Origin of the sequence: Collinsella aerofaciens (assembly GCF_039752775.1) — a bacterium.
In the GTDB taxonomy this organism is placed as follows: domain Bacteria; phylum Actinomycetota; class Coriobacteriia; order Coriobacteriales; family Coriobacteriaceae; genus Collinsella; species Collinsella aerofaciens_R.
Genome location: NZ_JBDMGT010000016.1, coordinates 1 through 23,657, shown reverse-complemented (window position 1 = coordinate 23,657; position 23,657 = coordinate 1). Strand labels below are relative to the sequence as shown.

The following is a 23,657-nucleotide window of genomic DNA, read 5'->3' as shown; positions in this document are numbered from 1 at the left end:
TCCCCCATGCCAACGGGCATCAAAACCCGCTTACATTCCGTAACACTCGGCCGCTTTGGCCTTAAGCGCATTGACTGACTCTTCGTAGCCCTCCGCCTTGACCTCCATTTGCTTGGAGACGGCATCGAGATACGGGTGAACGTCCCATGACTTCAGACGCTCGGCGATTATTGCCGCAATCGTCTGGAAGAACACGAGATTGGGAATTGCACTGAGCAGCGGAGCCACCTGAGGCACCACAACCTCGTGAGCCCTACCCTTGGGATGGGCCGTGAGCAGCACCGTTTTTGCCGTAACGTTCGATAGCGCATCGGCGATATTCGCAAGACGCTCCGACCCCTGCGGATCGTCGACAATAAACACCAGGTAGCCCGGAACAATCTGCATCTCGGGACCGTGGACGAACTCCTCGCCTTCGTGATGCATGGCAGGAATCTTGATGGTCTCGCTCAGTTTGAGCGCCGCCTCCTCGGCAACACCGTAGTTGGGGCCGTTGCCGACGACCATAGCGGGCGTGTGCTCAGAAAGCTCGAGCATGTGGTCTTGGACATATGCCTCGGCGGTCTTGCACATCACGGCATTAGCCTGGATAGCCTCGCGCAGGCCATCAAGACGCTGAGCAACGCCCTTGGCGTCAATCGTTCCGCGCGCCTGACCGCCGTAAATACCAAAGAGCACCAGGTACTCAACGAGAACCTCGACGCCCAGAGTCACAAAGTCCACCGACTCGACACCCACACCGTAGTCAAGAACGATGTCGGCGTGTTCCTTGATGGGTGCCTCGACGTTTGCCGTGAGCGCAACTGCAGCCATATCGTGTGCGCGCATGTAATCAAGAGCCGCGATCGTATTGGTCGAATAGCCACTCTGCGAAACGGCAATGTTGAGCGCATGCTGTGGATAGGTGTGTTCAAAATCGACGAAGGCCTCGGGCGTCACAACGGACACCTGCATCTGCAGCGTATCTTGCAGGAAATCGCGGGTGCAATCCGCAGCATGGCGCGACGAACCCGAAGCAACGATGCGCAGTGCGTCAAAAGAACCGGACTGGAAAATATCAACGAGCTGCGCTACCAGCTCAGACGAACGCTCGAGGTTCTCCCCCATACGCACATGGGCAAGCTGAACGTAATCGAGCATCTTCATCGTCTCACCTCGTTACAAATCATTAGTATTTGATATCAATCACAGTTATAGGTTACGGCTTTTTGATACCTCTTTGTCGATTAATTTATCCCCTTTGGCGAACGGTCGATTTTGAGCCATGTAAGGTTGTATATACAGTCGGTCAAATTGCCCAAACAGACCGGCTGTTACCGCGCGCGATGCAAAGCCCCAGCTAGTACGTATAGGTGTAGCCGCCCGTATCGCCACGATTGAAGGACTTTACATACTCGATAGCCTGACCGCTCGCGTCATAGCTCACGCATTCCAAAAGCAAAACAAGATCGCCCTGTTCCAGTCCAAGGAGGCCGGCATCTCGTGCGCCCAGTGCCTCGATATCGAGCTTTTCCTGTGCCATGACTGGCTTTCGGCCCAGCATCTCATAGGTCTCGTACAAACTGAAGACCGACACGTCAATATCTTCGATGGTTGGGAACAGCAGGCAGGGAATCAGCGCCGTCTCAATCGATACGGGGCTACCGTTTATGCAGTTCAGGCGTCGAACGGAATAGAGCAGGTCGTCCTCGGCGATGCCAAACAGGTCGGCGTAATATGGCCCCGCATAACGCTTGGAACGCGCGAGAATACGGACGGACGGCTCGCCGCCCGAAGCACGGACCGATTCACGGAAACCGACCGTGCGTTCAAAAAAAGCAGGTACTTTCTGCGCCACAAAGGCACCTTTTCCCCGAACACGGCGAATCTGCCCGCGTCGAACCAGCTCATCGACAGCGCTTCGGATGGTCAAGCGTGTCGTACCAAATTCCTCGGCGAGGTCTTTTTCGGACGGAATCATGGAACCCGTGGGATATGCACCGCGCTCGATACGTTCCTCGATGCAGCGTCGAATGCGCATATAAACCGGGGTGGCATCTACTGTTTCAGCCATTGTTCACCTGCCACGCTCCTCATGCCGTTCTCTTCGCCGTTATCGGCAAAGCGGAACTTTGTGGGCAAAATCACCGATTTGCAATGCTCCACAAAACGCATGTCCTTATCAAATTCGATCGAGCTCTCATAGAACACCGGCGTTCCCTCTTCTTGCTGGAGCAGCTCGGCCTCTTCGGCGTTCAAACGCGAGATGGAGATATGCTCACGTCCATGCTCAACACGCACGCCACCTTCTTTGAGCAAGACATCGTAAAGGCTCTCACACTCAAAATCGTGCTCGGGAAGCGATGGGCACAGGGACAGGTTAACGTGAGCGGTCTCGATTGACGCCGGCTCGCCCTCAATAAGTCGAACGCGCTGCATGCGGAGCAAGGGAGCGCCTACAGCCACCCCAAGCTTGTCGGCAAGCGCCTCATCCGCCTCGATGGTCCCGGTGGAAACCAGACGAGAAGAGGGGTGCAGGCCGGCAGTCCGCACAGCATCGGAAAAGTTATACGTTTCCTGGAAGATGTTCAGCGGCTTGGGAGGACACACATACGTGCCCGATCCGCGACGGCTCTCGAGCGTTCCACACGAGATAAGCCGCGTGATACCGGCACGCAACGCCGTACGCGAAACGCCAATCTCTTCGCACAGCACGCGCTCGGCCGGCAGGCGATCGCCGCCGGCAAGCTGATGGTGCTGGATATACCAAAGAATTCCCTCAACAGCATGATCTTTGGGGGGAATTGCATAAGATTCGCCTGCCATTGCACAGACTCCTCATTCAGAAACGTATGCCGCCAAAATTAGGCCAGCCCTCCCATGGCATCAAATTCGGCCTTGATCTTCTCGGCGACATTCCGATACGACTTATATAGACTTGAATCGCGTTTGACTTCGTCGGTCATAACGGGAATCTCTAATTTGGAAACCTCGTCTTTTCCCGTCTGAACCGCCACAACAACGCCCATACCAAGACACATATTACGCTTGGCAGCGTTTATTTTCGCCGCCTTGGCAGGATTTGCCAGGATACGCTGGGCAAATTCCTGTTTAGAGACCGCTTCTTCGGCCTCCGGATCGCCCGCCTCGGCCACTTCGCACTGCAACACGTCCGCATAGTCAAAAATCTTCGGCTCGCCGCCGCGCTGATGTACGGCCCACTTGCGATGCGTGGCATCCTGGTAGATAGCCGGCAAAAACGTAAACCGCGGCGGGTCCAAAATCGTATCCGTGATGGTAAACACATCGGGATCAAAGGCATCCTGCGGGTTTTTCTTCTTGAACAGCCCCATATCAGCCTCCCGTACTAGTATTAAACAACTCAAGCTGAATATAGCACCAATTTCAAGCCGCCGCCTTACCCTATCGGTGCGCGGCGTCTATGGCTCGCCCAGCGGAAGAGTTCACGGACGAGGGCCGGGGTGCCTGCCTTGTTTTGAGAAGCGGGCTCAGCGAACTTCTCAAAACAAGGCAGGCACCCCGGCCCCGCCGGCAAATAGCGGACACTCCGCATGCAATCTATGCAAACAAACAGGTACGCTTAGCTATATTCGGTAAGATCAAGCACGCTGTCCTTAACGACAAGCGCCGGCTCCAGAACGACCTCTTCGGCACGTCTACCGCCCCTACCGGCAAGACGCTTGGACATGCAGCCAAAAGCATGCTCCGCAAGGACACCAGGATCCTGCTCGATCGCGGTCAGCGCCGGCTCAAAGAGAACGTCGGCCGCCGAGTTGTCATAGCTTACGACCGAGATATCGCCTGGGATGCTCTTCCCCATCTCGTGCAAGCGCTTGAGCAGACCGAGGGCAATGTTATCCGAGCTTGCGAACACGGCGGTGGCGTCAGTTGCGAGCACCGCCTCCGAGGCCTCGTAGGCACTCGGAATGTAGTACTCGCTCTCAAACTCCAAACGCGCGTCGATCGGCAGGCCAACCTCGCGCAGCGCACGCTCGTAGCCGGCAAGTCGCTTACGACCTGTATTGGAACGGCGTGCATTAACCAAGCAGGCAATGCGACGGTGGCCCTGCTCGATTAGATAGCGGGTGGCCATGTAGCCACCCATCTCGTGGTCGAACATCACCTTGTCGCACTCGAGCCCCTCAATGGCACGGTCGACCATTACCGCCGGGATGGGTAGATGGCTGACTTCCTCGCGCAAAGCGCGGTCGTCCGAGAACTCGTCGCCCACGACCAAGAACACACCATCGACGCCGCGCGTCACCAGCTGGCGCAGGAGCTCCAGATCGTCCTCGGCACTTCCACCCGAGCTGGTAATAAAGAGCGCGTAACCGTCCTCGCGGCAGCGCTTTTCCAAGCTGCCGGCGAGCGAGGCAAAAAAGCGGCTTTCGATATTGGGAACGATAAGGCCCAGCGTGCGCGACTCGCGCATGACCAGGCTGCGCGCGATCTGGTTAGGAACATAGTGGTTGCGCGCCGCAACCTCCTTGATGAGCTTGCGGTTTTCTTCCGAGATGCGACAAGGCCGGTTGTTAAGGACAAGCGAGACCGACGAAGGGGAAAGCCCCACCTCCTGGGCAATCTGCTTGAGAGTAAGTTTGTTGCCCATCTCGCTCCTTCCGAGTATTCGCGCAATCTCTTGAAAGTATAGCGACCGTCCCTCTACCTCGATGATAAACACTTTACCAATCCGGTAGACGGCTGTTTTATCGCCGTGATTGGCGCAAAGTAACCCGGCCCCTTTGCACCATGTGATGCATTGGGGTCAGGTTACTTTGCACCAAATCCATCCGGGTGGGGTATATTGCATTCGATTGATGAAAACGACCACCATAAGGCGGATATTCGTATGCACGAGAATGACTTTTTTAACGAGGACCTGCTCTGCGCGCTCGCCGGAGTTGCCGGCGAGGACAACGTGCTCATGAGCGAGCCCATGCGCGAGCACACCACGTTTAAGATCGGCGGCCCGGCCGACGTCTTTGTCACGCCCGACACCGAGCAGGGCCTCGTCGCCACGCTCGATACCTGCTATCGCTGCGATCTGCCCCTCACCATCGTGGGTAACGGCTCTGACTTACTCGTCGGTGACAAAGGCATCCGCGGCGTCGTCGTGGCGCTGGGCGAGGGCCTCTCCGACATTACGGTCAACGGCACGCACGTCACGGCGGCAGCCGGCGCCTTACTTTCCGATGTCGCCGCGGCTGCCGCCGAAGCCTGCCTCACCGGCATGGAGCCCCTCTCGGGCATCCCCGGATCGGTCGGCGGCGCCTGCTACATGAACGCCGGCGCCTACGGTGCCTGCATGGCCGATGTTTTGGAGTCCGTGCGCGTCTATAAGCCCGCCCGCGCGCTCGACGACGGCACCCGCGGCAGCGGCAATATCATTGAGTTCGATGTCGACGAGCTTAACCTGGGCTATCGCAAGAGCCGCATCGCCGACGACGGCTTTATCGTGCTCTCTGCCACCTTTAACCTCGCCCCGGGCAACGCCGCGATGATCAAGGCCGACATGGACGACTACCGCCAACGCCGCGAGGACAAGCAGCCACTCGACATGCCGAGCGCCGGCTCCACTTTCAAGCGCCCCGAGGGCCACTTTGCCGGCAAGCTCATCATGGATGCCGGTCTGCGCGGCCATGCTGTCGGCGGCGCGCAGGTGAGCGAAAAACACTGCGGCTTCATCGTCAACGCCGACCACGCCACCGCCGCCGACGTCGACGAACTCATCCGCCACATCCAGGCAACCGTCAAAGACCAATTCAACGTAGACCTAGAACCCGAAGTCCACCGAGTCGGCGAATTCCTCTAAAAGAGAAGGCCCCGAAAGGGGCCTTCACCATATTTATTCAGATAACCCAGTCCGGTGTGTCGCGCCCCGAATCCGAGAGGGCCGGGACAGTCCGAGAGGCATAAGGTTGATCGCGAGTTCCGCACGAGCCGGAGAGCACTTAATGTGCTCTCCGTGCGAGCAGGACTGCCCGAGCAGGCAACCTTATGCCTCTCGGACTGTCCCGGACCAAGCCGCAGCTACGACAGCGCAATACCGCCGAGCCAGCCCCAACGCACGCCAGAGCCAGTGCCATAGAAGCTAATAAACGAATCAAGCGACTTAGACGTAATGGCGCCCTCGTTGCTCATAACGATGCCGCCGCCAACATAGATGCCCACGTGTCCGTACAGCAGACCCGGCGTACCGGTGCCGCTGTGCGACGAGTCGGCCACGATCATGCCCACCTGCAGCGCCGAACGATTGGAGCTGTAGCACCAGGCGTTAAACATGTCGCACGCATTGCCGCCAAAGTAGCCCACGCCGGCGTTACGGAACACGTTGGTAACCCACGCCGCGCACCAATTCTGACCCGGCGAAGGCGTGGAGTAGCACGCGTTGACGACGGCCTGTTGCTTGCCCGAGCCGGCATTCTGCTGCGGAGTTCCGGGCGCATACGATCCGCCACCCGAGCTTGAACCCCCCGAGTAGGAATTGTTCTTGTTTGCGGCAGCCGCGGCAGCGGCAGCCTTCTTGGCAGCCTCCTCGGCCTGAGCGGCAGCAAGAATCTCGGAATCGCGCTGGGCCATGAGCTCCTTGACATCGTCGGAGAGGCCGTTCAGAACCGTCTGGACCTCCTGCTGCTTGGCCTGCATGTCCTGCATCTGAGCCGTCTGCTGGTCCTTGAGCTTCTCCAAGTCGGCTTTTTGCGACTCGAGCTCGGACTTCTGTGTATCGAGCTCTTTCTGGATGGTCTGGATGTCCTCGATGGCGTCGCGGTCGCTCTTGTTGATCTTCTCGACGTAATGCGCGTTGGCGACGAGCTCCTCAAACGAGCCAGAGGCGAGCAGCAACGACAGAATATTGGTACCGCCCGACTTGTAGCTGGCGGCAACGCGATCGGAAAGGTCGTTACGCTTCTTCTTGAGCTCCGACTTCTTGGTGTCGATCTGCTCCTGGGTGTCGTCGATCTGACCCTGCACACCTTCGATATCGCTGAGGGTCTGGGCATTCTTGTTGGCGAGCGCCGCGTACTCATTGGCAATGCTGTCGAGCTGAGCCTGGACCTCGTCGAGCTGGGCCTGGGCGGCATTCAGTTTGTCGGTGGTTTCTTGGCTGGCCTCAGCCGCATGGGCGCGGGTGGGCAGGCCAAAAAGAACAGCCGCGGAAGCAGCGCCGAAAAGAGCCTTGAGGGCAGTGCGGCGCGAAAGCTCCTGCGTAAAAATGGAATCGTTGTTTGGTGACATATGTACTCCGTTACATGCTTATTTATATGTCGCTCAACTCAAACATATTAACGCACATCGCGCTTGTCCCAACTATTTCCACGAACGGCTGGAAAAGCATGGTCAGCGGCTCGCAAATACGTCCCACACCAAAGGTAAGAATTATGCAAATAACACCCTATGAGTACGTTAACATCATTCCTCTGGTTTTCCTGACCCGCGTGTTTTGGGCGCGCCCAGCTGCGCTATACTCCCCTCAAGAAGTGTTCCTGATTCGATAGGAGACTACATGTCCAAAGCACTCGACCCCAAAGACACCTGCGTCCTCGTTACCGGCGGCGCCGGCTTTATCGGCTCGCACACCGTCGTTCAGCTGCTCGAGGGCGGCTACCAGGTCGTCATCGTCGATGACCTTTCCAACTCCAGCGCCGTCGCCGTCGACCGCGTCAAGACCATCGTGGGCGAAGAGGCTGCCAAGAACCTCACCTTCTACGAGGCCAACGTGCTCGACCGCGAGGCCATGAACAAGATCTTCGACACCCATCAGATCGACCGCGTCATCCACTTCGCCGGCTTTAAGGCCGTCGGCGAGTCGGTGAGCAAGCCCGTCGAGTACTACCACAACAACATCGAAAACACCCTGGTGCTCATCGACGTCATGCGCAACCATGGCTGCAAGTCCATCATCTTCTCGAGCTCCTCGACCGTCTACGGCGACCCGGACAACCCGCCTGTCACCGAGGAAGACCCCAAGAAGCCCGCAACCAACCCCTATGGCTGGACCAAGTGGATGATCGAGCAGATCCTTATGGACGTTCACACCGCCGACCCCGAGTGGGACGTTGTGCTACTCCGCTACTTCAACCCCATCGGCGCCCATCCGTCGGGCCTGATCGGCGAGGACCCCAAGGGCATCCCCAACAACCTGGTGCCCTATGTTGCGCAGGTTGCCGTGGGCAAGCTCGAGGCCGTTCAGGTCTTTGGCAACGACTACCCCACACCCGACGGCACCGGTGTGCGCGACTACATCCACGTGTGCGATCTGGCCTCTGGTCACGTTGCCGCCCTTAACTGGATGAACGGCAAGACCGGCGTCGAGATCTTTAACCTGGGCACCGGCACCGGTACCTCGGTACTCGAGGTCGTCGCCGCCTTCTCCAAGGCTTGTGGCAAGGAGCTGCCCTACGTGATCCGCGAGCGCCGCGCCGGCGATATCGCCGCCAACTGGTGCGATGCCTCCAAGGCCGAGCGCATGATGGGCTGGAAGGCTCAGTACGACATCGCGGATATGTGCCGCGATAGCTGGAACTGGCAGAGCCACAACCCCAACGGCTTCGCCGACGCCGAGTAGCAAAAACCTACATACCGCTCTTGCCCCGATCTCACGTTGTGAGGTCGGGGCTTTTTCATGGCATGTAACCATTCGCCGAAAATCGACCAACTTTTTTATCTTGCCTGTACATGTTTAAACAACATGTTTTACAATAGGCATATCGAATCAGAACATCGGGGGCGGACTGCACATCCATCGGCAGGCCGGCCCCACAACAAGAAGGTTGGTGAGCGCATTCATGGAGCGTGCAAGCGGCGTCCTCATGCCCGTCTCATCTCTGCCCGGACCATACGGAATCGGCGGCTTTGGCTGGAATGCCTACGACTTCGTCGATTTTCTCGCCTCGTGCAAACAACATTACTGGCAGATTCTGCCCCTTACGACGACAAGCTATGGCGATTCGCCCTATCAGTCGTTCTCGGCCCGCGCGGGCAACCCCAACTTTATCGACTTTGCCGAGCTTATCGAGGCAGGGTATCTGGAGCAGCGCGATATCGATGACGTGTATCTGGGATCCGACCCCAGCAATGTCGACTACGGCGCTATCTTTGGCGGCCGCCGTCAGATTCTCGACCGCGCCGCTGAGCGCTTTGCTGCCGACAAGCCGGCCGATTTCGACGACTTTATCCAGGCAAACGAGGACTGGCTCATTCCCTATTGTGAGTTCATGACCGTGAAGGAGGAGTGCGGGCTCAAGGCCTTTTGGGAGTGGCCCGAGGAGCTCCGCCGCCGCGGCGAGGCATCCAGCAAGGTCTTCGCCGCCCATCCCGAGCGCATGCTCTACCACCAGATGACGCAGTACTTCTTCGATCGCCAGTGGAGCCGCCTCAAGGCCTATGCCAACGAGCGCGACATCCTGATCATCGGCGACCTGCCCATCTATGTCTCGCGTGACTCCGTCGAGATGTGGGCGACACCTGAGCTCTTTAAGATCGACGCCGCCGGCAATCCCGTCAGCGTCGCGGGAACGCCGCCCGACCAGTTCTCGGCCACCGGCCAGTACTGGGGCAACCCCATCTACGACTGGGACGCCATGGAGTCCGACGGCTTCTCCTGGTGGGAGGGCCGCATTCGCGCCGCCCTCGACATGTACGACGTCATCCGCCTGGATCACTTCCGCGGCTTCGAGGCCTATTGGGAGGTGCCGTTCTCCTCGCCCGATTCGTCCTACGGTTCGTGGACGCAGGGTCCCGGCCTCAAGTTCTTCAAAACGCTCGAGGAAAAGCTCGGCACGCTGCCCATCATCGCCGAGGACCTGGGCTTCCTCACCTCCGGCGTCATCGACATGCGCGACAACTCGGGCTTCCCCGGCATGAAGATCCTGCAGTTTGCCTTTGAGGGCACCAACTCGTACTACCTGCCGCATAACTACATCGCCAACACCGTCGCCTATGTGGGCACCCACGACAACGAGACGGCGCGCGGTTGGTTTGAGGGAACGGCCACCCCGCGTCAGCGCGAGCAGGCAGCCCTGTACACCCATCAGCAAGCCGGCGAACCCATGGCAGATGCACTCAACCGCACCATCGCCGCCAGCGTGAGCGACACGTGCATCTACACCATGCAGGACCTGCTCAACTTGGGCAACGAGGCGCGCATCAACACCCCTGCCACGCTGGGCGGCAACTGGACCTGGCGCATGCTCGACGGCGCCATCACCCGCGAGCTCGAGCACAAACTCACCGACTGGACCGAGACCTACTTCCGCATCCCGTCGGAAGCCGAAATCGAGCTTCCTCAATAGGAGCCACCGCGCCCGACCCCTCCCCACCGTGCGGACGCGCTTGCTTTTCCCGCGCGAGGCCACCCCAATCCCCTCGCGCGGGCTTCTTATGAATTGCAGACATGAAACAACCCATCACAGGAGAAAACATGCCCCGAATTAACCTCATGGAACTCGCCGAGCAGTCTTTTGGCACCTCGCTCGAGCAGCTCGGCGACCGTCGCATTTACAAGCTGCTGGTCAAACTCGTGCAGGAGCGCTCCGCCGCCCGCCCGCTCAACAACGGCAAGAAAAAGCTCTATTACATTTCCGCCGAATTTTTGATCGGCAAGCTGCTCATCAACAATATGATCGACCTCGGCATCTACGACGAGGTTAAGGACCAGCTCACCGCCGCAGGCCACGACCTCAACAAGATCGAGGAGTTCGAGGTCGAGCCGTCGCTCGGCAACGGCGGCCTGGGCCGCCTGGCCGCGTGCTTCCTGGATTCCATCGCCACGCTGGGCTTGACCGGCGATGGCGTGGGCCTCAACTATCACTACGGTCTGTTCCGTCAGCGCTTTGTCGACAACCAGCAGAAGGCCGTCCCCGACGAGTGGCTCGGTGAGCAGGACATCCTAGTCGACGATGACCGCTCCTACACCGTCGAGTTCGGCGATTTTGCCGTTACTTCCAGGCTCGTCAACATCGATGTGCCCGGTTACGGCCAGCCCACCAAGAACCGCCTGCGCCTGTTCGACCTGGCGAGCGTCGACGACGGCCTGGTCCCCGGCAGCTCCATCGACTTCGACAAGACCGAGATCGCCAAGAACCTCACCTTGTTCCTCTACCCCGACGATTCCGACGAGCAGGGCCGCCTACTTCGCATCTATCAGGAGTACTTCATGGTGAGCAACGCCGCCCAGCTCCTGATCGACGAGGCCGTCGAGCGCGGCAGCAACCTGCACGATCTGGCCGACTATGCCGTGGTCCAAATTAACGACACGCACCCCACCATGGTCATCCCCGAGCTCATTCGCTTGCTCACCACCGAGCATGGCATCGAGTTTGACGAGGCCGTGACCATCGTACGCTCCATGGTCGCCTACACTAACCACACGATTCTTGCCGAGGCGCTCGAGAAGTGGCCGCTCGCCAGCCTGCAGAAGGTCTCCCCTGCCATCGCCGACATTATCGTCAAGCTCGATGAGATCGCGAAGGCCGAGCACGATGACCCGCGCGTCGCCATCATCGACGAACACGATACCGTCCACATGGCCCACATGGACATCCACTTTGGCTTCTCCATCAACGGCGTAGCCGCCCTCCACACCAAGATCCTGGAGGACACCGAGCTTCATCCGTTCTACGAGATCTATCCCGAGAAGTTCTCCAACAAGACCAACGGCATCACCTTCCGCCGCTGGATCCATGGGGCCAACCCCGCGCTCGCCAGCCTGCTCGACGATGTGATCGGCACCGACTGGCGCAGCACCGGCGATCTGAGCAAACTCGCCAAGTTCACCGACGACAAGGATGTTCTTGAGCGCCTGGCCGCCACCAAGGTCGAGGCCAAGGCCATCATGCGCCAGTTCATGGCGCTCGAGCAGGGCGTGACCATTCCCTCCAACGCCATCATCGACGTCCAGGTCAAGCGCATCCACGAGTACAAGCGCCAGCAGATGCTCGCGCTCTACATCATCTGGAAGTACCTCGATATCAAGAACGGCAACAGACCTAAGCACCCCGTCACCATCATCTTTGGCGGCAAGGCGGCGCCTGCCTACACTATCGCGCAGGACATCATCCATCTGATCTTGACGCTGTCGCAGTGGATTGCAAACGACCCCGACGTAGCTCCCTACCTGCAGGTTGTCATGATCGAGAACTACAACGTCACCGCCGCCGAGCGCGTGATCCCCGCCGCTGATATCTCCGAGCAGATCAGCCTGGCCTCCAAGGAGGCGAGCGGCACATCCAACATGAAGTTCATGCTCAACGGCGCCCTAACCCTGTGCACGCTCGACGGCGCCAACGTGGAGATTGCCGAGCTCGTGGGCGACGAGAACATCTATACCTTTGGTGCCTCGTCCAAACAGGTCGAGCAGCTCTATGCCGACGGCACCTATGACGCCGGTGTGCTCTACCGCAAGCCCGGTATCAAGCTGCTGGTGGACTTTATCACCAACCCCGCCTTTATGGCGACCGGCAACGCCGAGCGCCTGCAGCGCCTGCACGACGACATTAAGGGCAAGGACTGGTTTATGGCCCTGCTCGACATTGAGGAGTACATCCAAACCAAGGAGCGCGTGCTGGCCGACTACGAGGACCAGGACGCCTGGATGCGCAAGGCGCTCATCAATATCGCCAACGCCGGCACCTTCTCGTCCGACCGCACCATCTCCCAGTACAACGACGAGATCTGGCACCTGAACTAATTTCGCTTCCCTTACCCATCCTCCTGAGAAACGGAGTCGTGGCAACACGGCTCCGTTTTTTGTGCCCGCACGTTACCCTGCGACCCAACTCGGCCAAACAATCTCGATCTGTAACAACTACTCAATCAAAACGGCCCTACCCGTTACAGATCGAGACAAACGACCGGCCAGACAACCCCAACACAAAGAAAGGCTCCCCTCTCGCCCAGTGGACGGGAGGGGAGCCTTATATGTGACCGCGGCAAAAGGATGGCAATACCGCAGTCGCCCAAAGGGAGGGCCTGGATGCACCGGGCCTAGATAAGGTTCTTGCCAGAGACCTTATCGAAGAGGTGGGTCGCGTTCTTCTCGAACTTGAACCAGATGGTGTCGCCAGCCTTGAGCGCGCCCTTGGCCTCGAGGTCGACGACGGGGATAATCAGAACAAACTGGCCGTCGGGAGCGGTCACGTGGACATGCTCGGTCGAGCCCATGAGCTCGGTCACCTCGACGGTACCCTGGAGCGCGCCCTCCTCGCCCTTGTCAGCAAGCAGGATCTGCTCGGGACGCACGCCGGCCGTAATCTCCTTCACGTCGCCGCCGTCCCAGTTGAGGGCAAGTTGAGCGCAAGTCTCGGGGGCGAGTGCCACGTTCATATCCTCGGTCTTGACGGTAAAGCCGTTGCCCGAGCGCACCAGCTGGGCATCGAAGAAGTTCATCTGCGGCACGCCGATGAAGCCGGCGACGAAGATGTTCGCGGGATGGTTGAAGACCTCCTGCGGCGTGGCGATCTGCTGGACGACGCCGTCCTTCATGACCACGATACGGTCGCCAAGGGTCATGGCCTCGGTCTGGTCGTGAGTAACATAAATGAACGTGCCCTTGATCTCGTGGCGCAGCTTAATGAGCTCGGCACGCATCTGGTTACGAAGCTTGGCGTCCAGGTTGGACAGCGGCTCGTCCATCAGGAAGACCTTGGGGTCACGCACGATGGCGCGGCCGATAGCGACACGCTGGCGCTGGCCGCCGGAGAGTGCCTTGGGCTTACGGTCGAGGTACTCGGTAATGCCCAGAATCTCGGCAGCAGAGCGAACCTTGCGGTCGATCTCGTCCTTGGGAACCTTCTTGAGCTCGAGCGTAAATGCCATGTTCTCGTACACCGTCATATTGGGGTACAGAGCGTAGCTCTGGAACACCATGGCGATGTCGCGGTCCTTGGGCGCCACGTCGTTGACACGCTTGCCGTCGATGAGCACATCGCCCGAGGTAATGTCCTCCAGGCCGGCGACCATGCGCATCGTCGTGGACTTACCGCAGCCAGAGGGGCCAACGAGGACGACGAACTCCTGGTCGTGAACGGTGAGGTTGAAGTCCTCTACAGCGAGCACACCGTCCTCGGTAACCTTGAGGTTGTGCTTCTTCTCCTCGGTCTTCTTCTTTTTGCCAAAGAAGCCCTTCTTTTTTGACTCGTTGTTGGGATACACCTTCTGAACATGTTTGAGAACGATCTCGGCCATGTCTCTACCTTTCGATATGCGGCGCCGCGCTGAGGGGCGCCGCAGAAACTTGCAAAACAGTTACGGCATCAGCCCTTGACGGCACCTGCCACCACGCCGTCGATGATGTACTTCTGACAGAGGATGTACATGATAACGATGGGGATAACGACCATCATGATGCAGGCCATCATGGGGCCGAGCTCGACGTGGCCGTAGCCGCCGCGGAAGTACTGGATCAAGATAGGAATGGTCTTGTACTTGGTGGAGTCGAGCGTAAGGTAGGGCAGCAGATAGTCGTTCCAGACCCACATGGTCTCGAGGATGCCGACCGAAAGATAGGTGGGCTTCATGATGGGAAGGACGATCTTAAAGAACACCTGGACCGGGTTGCAGCCATCAATCATGGCCGCCTCCTCGATCTCGAGCGGGATGTTCTTTACAAAACCGGCGAACATAAAGACCGCCAGGCCCGCGCCAAAGCCGAGGTAGATAAAGCAGATGTTGAACGGCGTGTTGAAGCCGATGCGGTCCGCCAAATTGGACAGCGTGAACATGAGCATCTGGAACGGCACGACCATCGAGAACACGAACAGGTAATAGAAGAAGTTCGAGATCTTGTTGTTGACACGAACCACGTACCAAGCGCACATGGAGCAGCACACCAAGATCAGCACGACCGACGTGACCGTGATGATGAGCGAGTACATAAATGCCGAGGCAAAGCCCTGCTCGTTAAGGGCGTGCATGTAGTTTGCGAGGCCGTTGAACGTCTCGGGCGTGAGCAGATCGAATGCCGTGGTGGTGCTGATTGCGGTCGCTTTCTTAAAAGAATTAAGCGCAATCATGAACACGGGGTAGATCCACGCGAGCGACAGGATCGTAAAGAAAATCGAGAGCGCGCGGTTGATAACCTTATCGCGTTTCATTACTGCTGCACCTCCTTGGACCTCGTGGCCTTAAGCTGGATCATGGAGATGGCCACGACCAGGATGCAGAAGATAACCGCCTTGGCCTGACCAATGCCCTGCCATGCGATACCGGCACGCGAATAGAACGTGTTGTAGATGTTCAGGGCGAGCATCTCGGTGGAGTGCGCGGGGGCGCCGCCGGTAAGGGCGAGGTTCTGGTCGAACAGCTTAAAGCCGTTGGTGATGGACAGGAACAGGCAGATGGTGATGGTCGGCATCAGGTTAGGGATCTTAACCTTCCAAAACGTCTGCCATGCCGTAGCGCCGTCGACCTTGGCGGCCTCGATGTAATCGGACGGAATGGACTGCAGACCAGCGATGTAGATGATCATCATGTAGCCGACCTGCTGCCACAGGGTCAGGATGATAAGGCCCCAGAAGCCAGCAGCAGAGTTAAGAGCGATGAGCTGGGCGCCCACGTTGGAGAGCAGGCAGTTGATCAGAATCTGCCAAATGTAGCCCAGCACGATGCCGCCGATCAGGTTAGGCATAAAGAAGATCGTACGGAAGATGTTGGTGCCTTTGAGCGCCTTGCGGGTGAGCGCCTGCGCAATGGCCAGGGCGATCACGTTGATGAGCACCGTCGACAGGAAGGCAAACGCCACGGTAAAGAAGAACGACGTGGCAAACTGCGGATCGGACAGTGCGCGCACGTAGTTCTCGATACCGACAAAGTGCGTATTGTTGATGGTAATAAACTGGCAGAACGAGAGATAGAAGCCCTGGATAAAGGGAATCACGAACCCGATCATAAACGCCAGGCACGTGGGCAGCATAAAGAGCGGCCACCAGCGCTTGAGTGCTTTGCCCATAGAAGGGTCCTTTCAATATGCAGGGGGCGGGCAAACCAACGTCTGCCCGCCCCCTGTCGCTAATCAGATAGCTTGGGCAGCAACTACTTACTCGGAAGCAGCCTTCTCGGTCTTCCAGCCATCGACGAAGGCGTTCTTGACGCCGTCCCACTTGCTGTTGTCGGCAGCATAGGCAATCAGAGCCTGCTTGAGGTTCTTCTTCCACTCCTCAGAGGGGATGTAGACGAAGTCCCAAGCGACGGTCTTCTTGCCGTCCTTGGCCATGGCAACGGCCTGCTGCGAGAAGACGTTGGTGGTTTCCTTGGCGCTCTTGAACGGGGCGGTCAGACCCATCTTGTCAGCGATGATGCTGGTGGCGGTGTCAGAAGTGACGCACCAATACATGAAGTCCTCGGTGGCCTTCTGGGCATCCTCGGAAGCCTGGGAGCTGACGCACCAGTAGTTCTCGCCGCCGGAGCACAGGCCCTGGTTCTCCTCGCCGTCGACACCGATGTAGATGGGCATCATGCCAATCTGATCGTCGGTCATGCCGGCCTTGGTGAGGTCAGCGTAAGCCCAGGAGCCGTTCTGATAGAAGACGGCCTTGCCGGTTGCGAACTCGTTGGTGGCGTCGTCGCCAGTCTTGGAAGCAAGCTGCGAAGGATCGCAGGTGGAGTCGGTGATATACAGGTCGAAAATCTGCTTGAAGTTGTCGAGATACTCGCCCTTGATCTCGTCGTCCTCCTGGTTGTGCTCCTTCTCGAACTCGTAGTAGAGCGGGAGGTTGGCGAGGTGGGTGGTGTAGCGCCAGCTGGAGGAGTCATCCATGCCAGCAGAAGTGAAGGCGCCCTCAATGCCGAGCTCGTCCTTGCGGGCCTGGATGTCGTCGGCACAAGCCTTCAGCTTGTCGAAGGAGTTGATGTCCTCGGCCTTGTAGCCAGCCTTCTCGAGCAGCTGCTTGTTGTAGATGATGCCGTAGCTCTCCTGGACCCAGTCGATACCCAGATCCTTGCCATCGGACTGCAGAGCCAGGGAGTCGTCAATGAGCTCACCGCGGAGCTTGGTATCGGACAGGTCGGCGCAGTAATCCTTCCAGTTCTTAAGACCGGTGGGGCCGTTGACCTGGAACAGGGTCGGAGCGGAGCTCTTGGACATCTCGGACTTGAGCTTCTCCTCGTAAGTGTTGGAGGCGGCGGTCACGATCTTGACCTCGACGCCCTTCTCCTTCTTATAGGCCTTGGCGATCTCCTTCCACTCCTTGTCGACCTCGGGCTTGAATTGGAGGAAGTAGACCTCGGCAGCGTCACCAGAAGCAGAGGAGCCGGAGCCGGCAGAACCACCGCAACCCACGAGGCCCAGACCAAGAACTGCAGCCGCGGAACCAGCAAAGCCCAGGAACTGCCTTCTGCTCATTTCGTTCTTCATTACAATCCACCCTTTCACACCGTGGCGGCACCCTTTGCCGCCGCCTTCGGAGATTGGCTCGGGGACTTTGCCCCTTTTGCTGATTTGAACGATACGCTATTTGGCTAGTTGTTTGAACAAGTATTACTAGAGCGGTAGAAAAACTTCGGTGAACGGTAATTTCAACTTGATACTTGACAAGTTTTGTATAAACAATTATTAGTTATCGAATGCAGAGAAAACGCCCGGTCAAGCCGATGTACCGTCGGTTTGACCGGGCGTTTTCTCTTTGAGGCCATGAGTCTCGTCAGGCTGCGAGCTAGCCGGCTATCGCTTGGAATTGACGCGGTAATGGAAGATCTCGGGGTGTGTGCGAGTGTGCGTCACCTCAAACAAGATGCCATCCGAGGTGTACGACTGACTCTCCATGACGGCAACGCAGTTGTATTTGCCGAGGTCAAGATAGCTGCAGTCCTCATCGTTGGCGAGCTCGACACTCACCGTACGACGGCTCGCCATCACTTTGACACCGCGCTTGTGCTCCAGATAGCCGTAAATAGAATCTGCCGCGATCTCGGGAGTCAGGCCCTTGGCGATCGACGCCAAAAAATAGCCATGGTCCACTTGGCGCGCGTTGCCGTTGAGGCTTCGGACACGCACTACGCGAATCAACTCCTCGCCCACCTTAAAGCCCAGGTGACGAGAGAGTTGCTCGGTGCAAACCAGATGTTCGAAAGACTTAACGTCCGTCGATGCAACGGCATTGTTGCGCTTTGCAAACTCGCCAAACGACTCAACCTCTTCGAGTGCGCCCAACATGTCGGTTTCGCCCTTAAGCCAAATAACGCGCACGCCCTTGCCGTGTATGGGCTGCACAAACATCCCGTCGGCCAGCATACCCAAGGCGCGACGGACGGTATTGCGAGTGCATCCGAACTCCGCGGTCAGCTCGGCTTCGGTTGGCAGCATCTCCTGAAACGCATAGGTCCCATTAATGATGCGCGAGCGTATTTCTCGGTAGATTCCTTCGTATATCGCTTTTGGCATTGTTTCACCTCTACATTATTCATTTCCGGCTAGGCACGATAGCATTTCTTAAAGTTGTTTAAACCGAATATCGGTAAAGCGACAGGATTTAACCGTTGACGGTTTCTGTCATGCCCAAATCGGTTTCGCTCAAAACTGCCGGTACGACAATCGTCTGGTCCTCTACAATGAATCCATTGTTTAAACGTTTCCCCACGCGCAACGCGCCTCGATATTCGGAAGGCAGAACATGCTGCAAAAAATCCAACGCTTTGGCGGGGCAATGTTCGCGCCCGCCATGCTGTTTTCTATATCAGGCCTCATGGTCGGCGTCTCCGCTCTCGCAACGACTGCGGACATCGTCGGCGATCTCGCCGTATACGGAACCCCTTGGTACGTTTTCTGGGCTATCATCCAGCGCGGCTCGTGGACGGTCTTTAAACGCCTCCCGCTCCTTTTTGCCGTAGCGCTGCCCATCGGTCTTGCCCAAAAACAACCGGCTCGTTGCTGCCTCGAGGCTCTCGTCGCCTATTTTGCCTACTGCTTCTTTTTGAGCGAGATCATTAAGCTGAGCGGAGACAACCTTGGATTTGAGTACCCGTCATCTTTGACCTCCGCCAGCGGTATCACCGTCATCGACGGCATCAAGACGCTCGACACCGGCATTATCGGCCCGCTGGCGGTATCGGCAACCGTCGTCGCCATCCATGACCGCTTCTACGATGCCAAAATTCCCGATTGGCTCGGCACCTTCTCGGGCTCCTCGCTGGTCTACCTCATCAGCTTTTTTGCCGTGTTTGCCCTTGCCGCTATCTCGGCCGCCATCGTGCCCTACGTATACGATGTAACTGATACGCTGCGTCACGCGCTTGCAGGCGTCGGTCCCTTTGGCGTGGGCATCTTTGTCTTTTTAGAACGAGCACTCGAGCCCTTTGGCCTGCACCACCTGCTCTACATGCCGATCTACTACGACAACCTGGTCATTAACGACGGCATCTACGCCACGTGGAGCAGTTTGCTCCCCATCCTCTCCCATAGCACGCGCCCCCTTAATGAACTTGCGCCGTGGGCCGGTTTTACCGCCACCGGCTGGGTCAAGCTCTTTGGCCTTCCCGCCATCGCAGCCGCGTTCTACTCCACCGCAAAACCCGAGCGCCGCGCCGGCCTCAGGGTCATCCTTGCTCCCGCCATCATCGCCTCGGTGGTTTGCGGCGTTACCGAGCCACTCGAGTTTCTCTTTATGTTCACCCACCCCGGGCTCTTTTTGCTCTACGCCGTCTTATCGTCTTGCCTTGCCACAACCATGAATCTCTTTGGCATCGTCGGCATCTTCTCGGGCGGCCTGATGGAGATGGCAGCCTTCAACTTTATTCCGCTCATGCGCACGCATGCCGGTGCCTATCTTTTGGCGCTCGGTATCGGCCTTGCCTTTAGCCTCATCTTTTTTGTTAGTTTTCGAGCACTCATCTTGGTCTATGACCTTAAGACACCGGGCCGCGAGGATCATGTTGCCAATCGCGCGGCAATCGATTGTTTAACGGGAAGCGACTTTGCCAAAGAGCAATCCCCCAATGACGAGGTCGACAGTCGATCCGATCAAGATCACGTCCTCGCTGAGCGGGTAATTCAGCTTTTAGGTGGCGTTGGCAATATCGTGGGCGCAACCAACTGCACCACGCGCCTGCGCGTCGAGGTCGCAGACCCTTCCATCGTTGCAGATAACGCGTCGTTTGTCGCGGTGGGCGCCAAGGGCCTCATCATTACGGGCAAGACCGCCCAGGTGATCATCGGCATCTCCGTTCTCCGCGTTAAAGAGCATTTTGACCAGATCATGGGCCTCGAGCCGGAATTTGTGCCCACCACCTCGGCCTCCCCTGCCGCCAGCGCAGCCCATAAGCGCGGCGATATTTGCTTCTTCGATATCGACGGAACGCTCGCCTGGCAAGACCCCAGGCTCGCCCAAGACCTTCCCGAAGACGAGCGGGACCTCTCCCCCTATCCCAACGAGGCGGTTTCGCAGGCAATCCGCGAGTTTGTCGCCAACGGCAACATGGCCTTTATCTGCACGGGACGCACCATGAGCTGCATCCACCCCAAACTTCTTGAGCTGCCCTGGACCGGCATCGTCTGTCTTGCGGGCGGTTACGCCGAGATCAACGGACACGCAATTCGCGATCTGTCGATGACGCCCAGTATGCTGCAGCGTCTTGCCCCCTACCTTGAGCAATCGGGCGAGGTCATCCGCTTTGAGGGCCTCAACGGCGTCGTGCGCATGAGTGCCGATGCGCCCGATGCTCCCGGATACGCGCGCACCCTGGGCGACGCAGTCACGCAGCTGCAACATTACAGTGTCTACAAGATCTTGATGTCTACATCACTCGCCAACCACATCGCTCAAGATAAGGCACTTGAGCCGCTGCTGTGCTTTAACGAGCTCGAACTCGAGGTAACCGAAATCTCGCCCCGCGAATGCACGAAGCGCGGGGGCATCCAGTCTGTACTCGACGCCCTCGATCCCCACCACGGAACCGTATACGGCATCGGCGACGCCAGCAATGACGTCTCGCTGATGAACGCCGTCGATGTCGGTATCGCCATGGGCAATGCGCCGGACTATCTCAAGGATAAGGCCGATTACGTGACCGACACCGTCAATCACGACGGTGTCGTTGCGGCGCTCGAGCATTTTGGGCTGATTTAGGCGCGCTCCATCAAACGCACGCCCGTTGTCCCAAATCGCCAAAACTGCCGCGCCAAACGCCCTAATGTGGCAATATGTTGTCTGCATATTGCATCAACGCAACCTCAGAAAGAATGCGAGAACCCGTGTCCAGTCCGTTTACCAGCTTTTTAGCCCAGCACTTTGACCAGATTAACGACTATCTGGCCACGTTCTTTGACGGACAGGCGACCTCTGCCGATATCGAGCGCTACCTGTATGCGCCGCTCTCGGCTTTTACGGCCAACGCCGGCAAGCGCCACCGCCCGCTTATCTGTATGCTCGCCGCAACCGCAGTGGGCGGTAGCTTTGAGAGCGCCCGCAGCGCCGCGGCAGCCATCGAGCATTTCCAGTCGGGCGCGCTGATCCACGACGACATCGCCGACAACGGACAGCTTCGTCGAGGCAAGCCCTGCATGCACCTTACCGAGGGCACGGGCCTTGCCATCAATTGCGGCGACTTGGCGCTCACCATGGTCACCAAGACGGTTCTCGACGACCCCACGCTGGAGTCCGACGTGAAGCTGCGCGTGCTCCACGAGCTTACCGAGATGATCGTTCGCACCATCGAGGGCCAGGCGCTCGACCTGGGTTGGGTCCGTGACGGGCGCTTTGATATCTCGGTTGATGACTACCTGGACATGGCGACGCACAAGACCGCGTTTTACAGCGGAGCCACGCCGCTTGCCGCCGGAGCCATTATCGGCGGCGGCAGCGATGAGCAAATCGAAGCGCTGCGCGCCTTTGGCCTACACACAGGCCTCGCCTTTCAGATTCAGGACGACCTGCTCAACCTTGTCGGCACTAAGGAAGCCGCCAACAAGGACTTCCGCACCGACATCACCGAGGGCAAGCGCACGCTTGTCGCCGTACACGCCCTCTCTGATGAGCGCCACCACGACGAGGTCGAGGCGATTCTTTCCTCGGGCACCGATGATCCCGCGCAGCTCGCACGCGCCGTGGAGATCTTCCAGGAGACCGGCTCCATCGATTACGCCCACACTTACGCGCTCGACCTGACCGCTAAGGCCAAAGCGGCCATCGAGAACGTTGAGCTTGATCCGCACGCACGCGAGCTGTTCCTCTCCATGGCAGATTTCTTTGTGGAGCGCCTTAACTAACGGGGGTTATAAAACCTGTCAGCAGCGTATTTAGGCACAACTTGCTACACTGTTGAGTGCATGTTTATGCATCCCTTTGCGTTGTCTATCCGACAGACGCTCAAATAGTACGAATGGTACGCCGAAAGGGGTTCGTTCATGGAACCTATTACAACGGGCATGCAAGGAGCAGCCGTCGAAGACGTGCAGTCTCGTCTCCTACAGCTCGGCTACACGATTGATGCCGCCGAAGTCACCGACAAGTACTTTGGAGCCACCACTGAGCAGGCCGTCAGCACCTTCAGGCTCGACAGCGGCCTTGCTGCCGGTCATGCCGTCGATATCCCCTGCTGGAGCGCCCTTGTAGACGCTTCGTATAAGCTGGGCGACCGCACTCTCTATCTGCGCATGCCCAATTTCCATGGCGCCGATGTGCAGGCCCTGCAGCGCGCTCTCAACGTTTTGGGCTTTGCCTGTGGCGAAGACGACGGCTACTTTGGTCCGCATACCGAGGCCGCCCTGCAGCAGTTCCAGGAAAATGTCGGCCTGTTTGCCGACGGCATGGCCTTCCAGGACACCTACGCCTACATCAACCGCCTGCACCATGTGTGGGAGGGCAAGCCCTCGGTCACCGAAGCCGAGTCCCGTATCGGTTTTGCTCGCGCCGCCAACGTGCTCGAGCGCTTCCAGATTGCCGTTATCGGCGAGGACCCCATCGCACGCAGCGTTGCGTCGCGCATGTGGAATATCGCCACGGCAACGACCGACAACAGCGGCATGATGCTCTGCGACTCCGAGGTCCCAACCGACGTTGACCTAGTGCTCGAGATCGCAAGCGATGAGCTGCCCGCAGATGCAGCGCCGCGCGCCACGATCGCCCTCGCCGAGTGCCACAACCTGGCCCAGCGCATCCGCACTGCCAATGTCGCCGCGCAGCAGAAGCCGGCACGCATTCGCATTGAGCTCACGGGCATGACGCGCTACAACGGCACCTTCACGGCCAGCGACGCGCAGACACTCGCCGTACGCCTGCTCGACGGCGTTTGCGATGCCCTCGCAGATTAGGTAAACTAAACGAGTTGTTTTTGGGCAACACCACACATTGGGACGTAGTTCAACGGTAGAACTCCGGTTTTTGGTGCCGGCTGTTGGGGGTTCGAATCCCTCCGTCCCAGCCATTAAAATTGAGCGCCCTGAGCCCATAACGGCCCAGGGCGCTTTCTTGTGGGCAAGCGGAGGGATTCGAACCCGCAAGGGTGCAGAGCTGAGGAAACGCGAAGGCGCCCCAAGCCCATTAGGACCAAGAGCGCCTAACATCAAGAAAATATCAGCCCAGTTCCGAAAAGCGAGCCGCATGCAACAACCAGGTAACCACAGGCCCCGGGAGAGCGGGGACACCGGCTTAGGTTTATCGCGAGTTCCGCACGAACAGGAGGCCACTTAATGTGGCCTCCGTCGTGAGCAGGACTGTAGAGCAGGAAAC

The 23,657-nt window shown here is 58.3% G+C and carries 18 protein-coding genes and 1 tRNA gene; 8 read left to right on the top strand and 11 right to left on the bottom strand.

Annotated elements, in window-relative coordinates:
- Positions 1-30 precede the first annotated feature (30 nt).
- The 5 genes from ABHR63_RS05680 to ABHR63_RS05660 all read right to left on the bottom strand — a co-directional run bounded on the left by ABHR63_RS05680 (position 31) and on the right by ABHR63_RS05660 (position 4,609).
- Positions 31-1,146, bottom strand: a complete 1,116-nt coding sequence (locus ABHR63_RS05680) for an SIS domain-containing protein (protein ID WP_138113435.1) — start codon at positions 1,144-1,146, stop codon at positions 31-33.
- Positions 1,147-1,339: 193 nt separating this feature from the next.
- A complete protein-coding gene (locus tag ABHR63_RS05675) occupies positions 1,340-2,053 on the bottom strand; it encodes a GntR family transcriptional regulator (protein ID WP_035137743.1) in 714 nt (237 codons plus the stop codon).
- Positions 2,038-2,805, bottom strand: a complete 768-nt coding sequence (locus ABHR63_RS05670) for a GntR family transcriptional regulator (protein ID WP_346965436.1) — start codon at positions 2,803-2,805, stop codon at positions 2,038-2,040. Before ABHR63_RS05670 ends, ABHR63_RS05675 begins: the two co-directional genes overlap by 16 nt.
- Before the next feature lie 38 nt (positions 2,806-2,843).
- Complete coding sequence (locus ABHR63_RS05665) at positions 2,844-3,332, bottom strand: hypothetical protein (protein WP_138113439.1); 489 nt, start codon at positions 3,330-3,332, stop codon at positions 2,844-2,846.
- A 248-nt stretch (positions 3,333-3,580) separates the two neighbouring features.
- A complete protein-coding gene (locus tag ABHR63_RS05660) occupies positions 3,581-4,609 on the bottom strand; it encodes a LacI family DNA-binding transcriptional regulator (protein ID WP_346965437.1) in 1,029 nt (342 codons plus the stop codon).
- Positions 4,610-4,849: 240 nt separating this feature from the next.
- Between ABHR63_RS05660 and murB the strand changes: the two genes are divergently transcribed.
- Positions 4,850-5,812 carry a UDP-N-acetylmuramate dehydrogenase gene (gene murB / locus ABHR63_RS05655; RefSeq protein WP_346965438.1) on the top strand — a complete coding sequence of 321 codons (963 nt, stop codon included), beginning with the start codon at positions 4,850-4,852 and terminating at the stop codon, positions 5,810-5,812.
- A gap of 218 nt (positions 5,813-6,030) precedes the next feature.
- On the opposite strand, the gene ABHR63_RS05650 is transcribed toward murB, so the two are convergent.
- Positions 6,031-7,236: a coiled-coil domain-containing protein gene (locus ABHR63_RS05650; protein ID WP_346965439.1), complete on the bottom strand. Its 1,206-nt coding sequence runs from the start codon at positions 7,234-7,236 to the stop codon at positions 6,031-6,033.
- A 268-nt stretch (positions 7,237-7,504) separates the two neighbouring features.
- Here ABHR63_RS05650 and galE point away from each other — a divergent pair, with 268 nt between their 5' ends.
- From galE to glgP, 3 genes are all read left to right on the top strand, one after another.
- Entirely contained in the window at positions 7,505-8,566 is a 1,062-nt protein-coding gene (galE, locus tag ABHR63_RS05645; protein ID WP_118081984.1) for a UDP-glucose 4-epimerase GalE, read from the top strand.
- 208 nt (positions 8,567-8,774) lie between these two features.
- Positions 8,775-10,292: a 4-alpha-glucanotransferase gene (gene malQ / locus ABHR63_RS05640; RefSeq protein ID WP_346965440.1), complete on the top strand. Its 1,518-nt coding sequence runs from the start codon at positions 8,775-8,777 to the stop codon at positions 10,290-10,292.
- A 128-nt stretch (positions 10,293-10,420) separates the two neighbouring features.
- Positions 10,421-12,688 carry a glycogen/starch/alpha-glucan family phosphorylase gene (gene glgP, locus ABHR63_RS05635; RefSeq protein WP_346965198.1) on the top strand — a complete coding sequence of 756 codons (2,268 nt, stop codon included), beginning with the start codon at positions 10,421-10,423 and terminating at the stop codon, positions 12,686-12,688.
- Between the two features lie 296 nt (positions 12,689-12,984).
- On the opposite strand, the gene ABHR63_RS05630 is transcribed toward glgP, so the two are convergent.
- From ABHR63_RS05630 to ABHR63_RS05610, 5 genes are all read right to left on the bottom strand, one after another.
- Complete coding sequence (locus ABHR63_RS05630) at positions 12,985-14,184, bottom strand: ABC transporter ATP-binding protein (protein WP_035137764.1); 1,200 nt, start codon at positions 14,182-14,184, stop codon at positions 12,985-12,987.
- A gap of 68 nt (positions 14,185-14,252) precedes the next feature.
- Positions 14,253-15,092: a carbohydrate ABC transporter permease gene (locus tag ABHR63_RS05625; RefSeq protein WP_022095055.1), complete on the bottom strand. Its 840-nt coding sequence runs from the start codon at positions 15,090-15,092 to the stop codon at positions 14,253-14,255.
- Positions 15,092-15,946: a carbohydrate ABC transporter permease gene (locus tag ABHR63_RS05620; RefSeq protein ID WP_055285610.1), complete on the bottom strand. Its 855-nt coding sequence runs from the start codon at positions 15,944-15,946 to the stop codon at positions 15,092-15,094. The genes ABHR63_RS05625 and ABHR63_RS05620 overlap by 1 nt, the downstream gene beginning before the upstream one ends.
- An 87-nt stretch (positions 15,947-16,033) precedes the next feature.
- A complete protein-coding gene (locus ABHR63_RS05615; protein WP_195544790.1) occupies positions 16,034-17,350 on the bottom strand; it encodes an ABC transporter substrate-binding protein in 1,317 nt (438 codons plus the stop codon).
- Positions 17,351-17,656: 306 nt separating this feature from the next.
- Positions 17,657-18,376: a GntR family transcriptional regulator gene (locus ABHR63_RS05610; protein WP_035137765.1), complete on the bottom strand. Its 720-nt coding sequence runs from the start codon at positions 18,374-18,376 to the stop codon at positions 17,657-17,659.
- Positions 18,377-18,605: 229 nt separating this feature from the next.
- On the opposite strand from ABHR63_RS05610, the gene ABHR63_RS05605 reads away from it, so the two are divergent.
- From ABHR63_RS05605 to ABHR63_RS05590, 4 genes are all read left to right on the top strand, one after another.
- Positions 18,606-21,056, top strand: a complete 2,451-nt coding sequence (locus ABHR63_RS05605; protein WP_346965199.1) for a PTS transporter subunit EIIC — start codon at positions 18,606-18,608, stop codon at positions 21,054-21,056.
- A gap of 125 nt (positions 21,057-21,181) precedes the next feature.
- Positions 21,182-22,195, top strand: coding sequence for a polyprenyl synthetase family protein (locus tag ABHR63_RS05600; RefSeq protein ID WP_260699342.1), 1,014 nt, complete (start codon positions 21,182-21,184; stop codon positions 22,193-22,195).
- A gap of 138 nt (positions 22,196-22,333) precedes the next feature.
- Positions 22,334-23,239, top strand: coding sequence for a peptidoglycan-binding domain-containing protein (locus ABHR63_RS05595; protein ID WP_022094145.1), 906 nt, complete (start codon positions 22,334-22,336; stop codon positions 23,237-23,239).
- 38 nt (positions 23,240-23,277) lie between these two features.
- A tRNA-Gln gene (locus ABHR63_RS05590) sits at positions 23,278-23,352 on the top strand.
- The last annotated feature ends 305 nt before the right edge of the window (positions 23,353-23,657 follow it).

What these genes read in the sequence shown, in the direction of transcription:
- ABHR63_RS05680 (WP_138113435.1), bottom strand. Translation starts at nt 1,146, where the DNA reads ATGAAGATGCTCGATTACGTTCAGCTTGCCCATGTGCGTATGGGGGAG.
- ABHR63_RS05675 (WP_035137743.1), bottom strand. Translation starts at nt 2,053, where the DNA reads ATGGCTGAAACAGTAGATGCCACCCCGGTTTATATGCGCATTCGACGC.
- ABHR63_RS05670 (WP_346965436.1), bottom strand. Translation starts at nt 2,805, where the DNA reads ATGGCAGGCGAATCTTATGCAATTCCCCCCAAAGATCATGCTGTTGAG.
- ABHR63_RS05665 (WP_138113439.1), bottom strand. Translation starts at nt 3,332, where the DNA reads ATGGGGCTGTTCAAGAAGAAAAACCCGCAGGATGCCTTTGATCCCGAT.
- ABHR63_RS05660 (WP_346965437.1), bottom strand. Translation starts at nt 4,609, where the DNA reads ATGGGCAACAAACTTACTCTCAAGCAGATTGCCCAGGAGGTGGGGCTT.
- murB (WP_346965438.1), top strand. Translation starts at nt 4,850, where the DNA reads ATGCACGAGAATGACTTTTTTAACGAGGACCTGCTCTGCGCGCTCGCC.
- ABHR63_RS05650 (WP_346965439.1), bottom strand. Translation starts at nt 7,236, where the DNA reads ATGTCACCAAACAACGATTCCATTTTTACGCAGGAGCTTTCGCGCCGC.
- galE (WP_118081984.1), top strand. Translation starts at nt 7,505, where the DNA reads ATGTCCAAAGCACTCGACCCCAAAGACACCTGCGTCCTCGTTACCGGC.
- glgP (WP_346965198.1), top strand. Translation starts at nt 10,421, where the DNA reads ATGCCCCGAATTAACCTCATGGAACTCGCCGAGCAGTCTTTTGGCACC.
- ABHR63_RS05630 (WP_035137764.1), bottom strand. Translation starts at nt 14,184, where the DNA reads ATGGCCGAGATCGTTCTCAAACATGTTCAGAAGGTGTATCCCAACAAC.
- ABHR63_RS05625 (WP_022095055.1), bottom strand. Translation starts at nt 15,092, where the DNA reads ATGAAACGCGATAAGGTTATCAACCGCGCGCTCTCGATTTTCTTTACG.
- ABHR63_RS05620 (WP_055285610.1), bottom strand. Translation starts at nt 15,946, where the DNA reads ATGGGCAAAGCACTCAAGCGCTGGTGGCCGCTCTTTATGCTGCCCACG.
- ABHR63_RS05615 (WP_195544790.1), bottom strand. Translation starts at nt 17,350, where the DNA reads ATGAAGAACGAAATGAGCAGAAGGCAGTTCCTGGGCTTTGCTGGTTCC.
- ABHR63_RS05610 (WP_035137765.1), bottom strand. Translation starts at nt 18,376, where the DNA reads ATGCCAAAAGCGATATACGAAGGAATCTACCGAGAAATACGCTCGCGC.
- ABHR63_RS05605 (WP_346965199.1), top strand. Translation starts at nt 18,606, where the DNA reads ATGCTGCAAAAAATCCAACGCTTTGGCGGGGCAATGTTCGCGCCCGCC.
- ABHR63_RS05595 (WP_022094145.1), top strand. Translation starts at nt 22,334, where the DNA reads ATGGAACCTATTACAACGGGCATGCAAGGAGCAGCCGTCGAAGACGTG.